Below are 5,482 nucleotides of genomic sequence, written 5' to 3' on the forward strand. Positions count from 1 at the left end.
TGTATAAGAGACAGGTCCCCACTCCCGCGCGGGAAGCATCCGCAGGGCCGCGTCGATCATCGCGGCGGCCTCGCGGACCTCACCGCGGCGCCGCTTGGCCTCGGCCCGGCGGACGAGGCGCCCCGCCTCACCGGCGAGGGCCTGGCGGCGCCCGGCGGCGGTCGGCGACTCATGCAGGCGCGAGGCCTGTTCGTCGGCGCAACGGAGCACCAGCGGGACGAACCGCTCGAACAGGTCGTCGCGTCGGGGCTCTTCGACGGCCGGGCACGGTGGCGCGTCGTCGCACCAGGCCTCCGCGCCTCCCATGGCGGGTGCCCGTACGTAGAGGGCCGCCTCGGCCGCGGAGTGCGCCGGCCCAGCCATCGCCGCGACCTGGTCCAGGAGCTGGTGCCGGTCCCGGGCGGGCCGCCCGCCGAGACGGGTCATTCCGTGCGGGCGGGGTTGCGCGGGCGTGTGGTCGAACGGCCCGGCCGGGGCCCGGCCCGGGTGCGGCCCCGTCGCGCCGCCCGGCTCGCCCGCTTCGGCGGCCCATCTTCGGGCCGTGCCCTCCACGGCCACGCGCACCGCGGGGTGGCGGAAGCGCCCGTCGTACAGCAGCCCCGCGCGTTCCAGCTCGTCGATGGCGCGATCGACGTGGTCCGCCCAGGACGGCATGGCAGCGGCAAGGAAGGCCGCGGTGGACGTCGCGCCGGTCAGGTGCTTCTCACACAGCGCCAGGCGGTAGGCCATGGCCACCGTCGGCGCGTCGAAGCGGTGCAGATAGGTCAGACAGGTCTGGGTGAACATCTCACCGACGAGGACCCGCCCGGCGGGCAGCCGCCTGCGCCAGTCGATGGCCAGATCGTCGACGAGCGCCGTGACCAGGCCCGGATTGCCGCCGGTGATCTCGTCGACCTCGGCGGCGTGCGCGTCGGCCCACGCACGGCCCAGTCTGGCGGCGACCACGGATGCGACGGCGGCGGGCGACAGCGGCGAGAGCACCAGGCGCTTTCCGGTGAGCTGGCCCGCGCCGTCGACGTCGAAGCGGCCGGCCGGCGGGGTCAGCCGCGCGAGTACGAAGACGATGCGGCCCAGCCGGAAGCGGCGCTGCAGATAGGTCAGTGCGGCCAGGGACTCCTCGTCCGCCTCGTGCGCGTCGTCGATGACGATCACGAGGGGGTGGCGTTCGGACTCCTTGGCCAGCAGGTGGCACAGCTCGTCGAGCAGACGTGCGTCGGGCCGGTGCGCGACCGGGCCGGGAGGCCCGTGGAGCCATGCGGGCCCACTCGGCGTGGGCCGGTCGCGACCCACCATGCGCTCGACGAGTTGTCCCGCCGCGCCCGGAAGAGCAGCGTGCGCCATGAGCTGGCGCAGGACGCCGAGTTCGATGTCCCGTTCCGCCGCCGATCCGGCCGCGATCAGGACGCGTCCCTCGCCCAGCTTCTGGGCAAGGATGTTGAGCAGAGTGGTCTTGCCGGAACCCGGGGGCCCGACGAGCAGGAAGGTCCTGTCGGGTCCGTTGCCACCCGGCCGAGCCATGTCGAGAACTTTTTCCAGCTGCTCTTCCATCCCGATCAGCTCCATGCGCTCCCCCGTCGACTCGCCATCTGAAGTTGATCCCCGCCCACCTCGGCAGCCCAGGCGTTCTCGCGGCCTCGGCGCGCGGCGGCGGTCTCGTTGAGGTGCAACTTATTCACACGTGTGGAGAAGTTCAACAGGCCTCTTGCGTCAGCTTGTTGACGAAACGCGTTCGCGTACGGCGCACCGAACGCGGTCCTGCGGGGCACTGCCAGGAAGCTGCCACGGCCCGTCCGGACGCCGCCCTCTCCGGCGGCTCGGGCGAGAGCCCGCCGGGGGCAGGAACGTGCGGCGTGCGCACTAACTCCCTTATGAGTAACGGAACTTGGTGCTTCCGACCCGTAGGGTGCGATATCGGCCCCGGCAGGAGGTGCCGGTAGTCTCGGGTGCACACCGTGAGCCCGCGCGCACGGTCCGCCGGGGCGGCCCGCTACGGCGCCCCGGCCTCAGCGGGGGACCACGGCGGCGGTGACGATCAAGCCCCGGCGGATCATCCACCTCCCCTCGACGTGCACAAGTCGCCCACCTCGTAAAAGCGGCCCCGGAACGAGCAGCGTGGCACGGAAGCCGCCGCGTCGCGGCCCTCCGGCGGCCGCGCGGATCTCGATGTCCGCGTCATCGAATCCCAGCCATTCTCCGGTCATCGGAAACCAAGCCTTGTAGACCGATTCCTTCGCGCTGAACAGCAGCCGGTCCCAGTGCACGGACGGACGGCGGAGCGCCAGTCCGGCGATGCGGTCACGCTCGGATGGCAGGGCGACGGGGCGCAGGACGCCGTCCGGGAGCGGGACGTGGGGCTCGGCGTCGATGCCGAGGGAGAGCAGGTCGGTGGCGCGTGCCACGGCCGCGGCACGGTAGCCGTCGCAGTGGGTCATGCTGCCGACCACGCCGTCCGGCCAGCGCGGCGCGCCGCGCTCCCCGGGCAGTATGGGCCCCGGGGGGACGCCGAGCCGCCCCAGGGCACGGCGGGCACAGGCGCGCACCACGGCGAACTCACGGCGGCGCCGCACGATCGCCTCCGCGACGACCGCCTCCTCCTCCGGGTACAGGGGCGCGCACCCGGCGTCGTCCTCGCCGTGCGCCTCCACGGCGACGACCCGGTCCGGAAGCAGTTCCCCGATCACCGCACACACCTCTCGGTTCCGTTTCCTGACGCCACCTCTTCGGCCCCGTCCCGTTCGCGCACGCCATCACCGGAGCACGCCGGACGGCTCGGGGACAAGGCACCGCCGGCCGGACGACGGGTCCAGGGGGAGAAACAGGGGGGCGGTAGGGGTGGGCCCCCGATATGTCCCCTCGTTAGCGTGGTTCCCGCCCCACGTGACGCTCCACGTGACGCCGGACGCGGACATGGCGACGACGAGACGCCGCCGCGACTGCTTCGGGGCGATCCGGAGGCGGATACCTGGCGTCCCGAAACCCACCGCCCCACCACATCACCGCTAGATCTTTCGAATGCAGCATGCGTGGCTGAGAGGTTCCTGTGAGATCTATTCCCGACGCCCTGCTGGGTGGCGCGACACCGCAAGAGATAGCGGCCCTCGACCTCCCCCGTGCGTACCGTGCGGCCTATCTCCGGGCGGAGGACGTCGACATGTTCAACGGCGTCCAGGACCGCGACGTCCGGAAGTCGATCCACGTGGGCGAGGTGCCCATGCCCGAGCTGGCGCCCGACGAGGCCCTGGTCGCCGTGATGGCCAGCGCGGTGAACTACAACACCATCTGGTCGGCGATGTTCCAGCCCCTGCCGACCTTCAAGTTCCTGGAGCGGTTCGCCCGCCAGGGCGGCTGGACCGAGCGCCACGACCTGCCGTACCAGGTCGTGGGTTCCGACGCGGCCGGCATCGTCGTCCGGGTCGGCTCCGGCGTGCGCCGCTGGAAGCCCGGCGACCATGTCGTCGTGCACCCCGCCTACGTCGACGACCAGGAGCCCGGTACCCACGCCGACGGCATGCTCGGCTCGGAGCAGCGCGCCTGGGGCTACGAGACGAACTTCGGCGCCATGGCCGACTACACCGTGGTCCGGGCCAGCATGCTCGTACCCAAACCGAAAGTGCTGACCTGGGAGGAGGCCGCCGCCAACACGCTCTGCGCCTCCACCGCCTACCGGATGCTGGTGGGCGAGCACGGTGCCCGCATCAAGCAGGGCGACGTCGTGCTGGTCTGGGGCGCCACGGGCGGTCTCGGCGGCTATGCCGTCCAGATGGCGAAGAACGGCGGGGCCGTCCCCGTCGGTATCGTCGGCACCGAGGAGAAGGCCGAGGCGGCGCGGCGGCTGGGCTGCGACATCGTCATCACCCGTGCCGAGATCGGTCTGGACGGCGATCCCAGCGACGACCCGCGCCAGGTGCTGGAGATCGGCCGCCGCCTGGGCCGGCTGGTGCGCGAACGCGCGGGCCGCGACCCGGACATCGTGTTCGAGCACGTGGGCCGGGCGACGTTCGGCATCTCGGTGTTCGTGGTGCGCCGTGGCGGCGCCATCGTCACCTGCGGCTCCAGCACCGGCTACCAGCACGTGTACGACAACCGCTACCTGTGGATGCAGCTGAAGCGGATCATCGGCAGCCACGGTGCCAATCTCCAGGAGTCGTGGGAGTGCAACCGGCTCTTCGAGGCCGGCAGCATCGTGCCCACCGTGTCGGCGCTCTACCCGTTGACGGCGGTCGCCGACGCCTGCCGGGTGGTGCAGGAGAACCGGCACATCGGCAAGGTCGGCGTGCTGTGCATGGCGCCGGAGCCCGGACTCGGCTGCACCGACCCGGAGTTGCGGGCCCGTGTCGGCGAGGAGCGGCTGAACCCGCTGCGCGGGCTCACCCCCGGCCACCTGCAAGGCTGAGGCCGGGCGGGCCCGGGGGCGTCTCGGCGATCACGGTCGCCGAGACGCCCCCTACCGCCGGCCACTCCCCCGCTCCTTCGCCAGCCACGGCCCGAACTCGCTCTCCAGAACCAGCCGTCCGAGCTTGCGGTACTCCTGGAGCACCGCCGTGACGAGCTGGTCCATGTCCAGCGGGGTCCCCGACTCGGCCGCGAGGTAGGCGGCGGTCACCGCGCAGGCCCGGATCGATCCGCCGGCCAGCTCGAACCGGTCCGCGCAGAACTCCAGGTCGAGCGCCGCGTCGCGCGGGATCGCCGGGCCCAGACAGCGGTCCCACAGGGCCAGGCGCTGCCGGGCGTCGGGCATCGGGAACTCGGCGATCACGTCGATGCGGCGGGTGAAGGCCTCGTCGAGGTTGGCCCGCAGATTGGTGGTGAGCACGGCGATGCCGTCGAAGGACTCCATGCGCTGGAGGAGGTAGGCCGACTCCACGTTGGCGTGCTTGTCGTGCGCGTCCTTGACCTGGGACCGCTTGCCGAAGATCGCGTCGGCCTCGTCGAACAGGAGGATGCCGTTGACGTCGGACGCCTCGACGAAGATCCGCTCCAGGTTCTTCTCGGTCTCCCCGATGTACTTGTCCACCACTGTGGACAGGTCCACGACGTAGAGTTCCATGCCCAGTTCGGCGGCGATCACCTCGGCGGACATGGTCTTGCCGGTGCCGGACTCCCCGGCGAACAGGGCGATGACGCCTCTCCCCCGGCCGCCGCCCGGCCGCATCCGCCACTTTCCGAGCACCGTCTCGCGGTGGCGGGCGCGCAGGGCGAGTTCGGCGAGCTGTGTGCGGGTCGCCGGGGGCAGCACCAGGTCGTCCCAGCCGACCGCGGGCTCGATGCGGCGGGCGAGCCGTTCCAGGCCCGCGCCGTTCTGGGCGCGGACCGCCGCACGCAGATCCTCCGGGGCCACCGGCCGCTGCCCGAGGAGGGCCAGCCGGGACGCGACGGTCGCCGCCCGGCGCAGTTGGCCGGAGTCGAGCCGGTAGGCGGCGGCGGACTCGATGAGGGCGTCGTCGGGGGAGGCGTGCGCGGCGGACAGGCCGACCGACCGGCC

Annotated in this window: 4 protein-coding genes; 1 reads left to right on the top strand and 3 read right to left on the bottom strand. The window is 72.3% G+C overall.

All coding sequences use genetic code 11. The features are described 5' to 3' along the window. Positions 1-1,563 (bottom strand): ATP-binding protein (locus tag CR470_RS35335; protein ID WP_143663947.1); only part of this gene is annotated, 1,563 nt, incomplete at its 3' end. Positions 1,564-2,003: 440 nt separating this feature from the next. Then, the gene (locus CR470_RS35340) at positions 2,004-2,681 is read right to left on the bottom strand and encodes a 4'-phosphopantetheinyl transferase family protein (RefSeq protein WP_097871621.1); all 678 of its coding nucleotides are present in this window, start codon (positions 2,679-2,681) and stop codon (positions 2,004-2,006) included. Between the two features lie 359 nt (positions 2,682-3,040). Between CR470_RS35340 and ccrA the strand changes: the two genes are divergently transcribed. Beyond that, positions 3,041-4,393, top strand: a complete 1,353-nt coding sequence (ccrA, locus tag CR470_RS35345) for a crotonyl-CoA carboxylase/reductase (protein WP_097871624.1) — start codon at positions 3,041-3,043, stop codon at positions 4,391-4,393. A 51-nt stretch (positions 4,394-4,444) separates the two neighbouring features. On the opposite strand, the gene CR470_RS35350 is transcribed toward ccrA, so the two are convergent. After that, positions 4,445-5,482, bottom strand: a 1,038-nt coding sequence (locus CR470_RS35350) for an ATP-binding protein (RefSeq protein WP_143663948.1), incomplete at its 5' end; no start/stop codon positions are given.

This window comes from Streptomyces sp. rh34 (assembly GCF_002551245.1).
Lineage (GTDB): Bacteria > Actinomycetota > Actinomycetes > Streptomycetales > Streptomycetaceae > Streptomyces.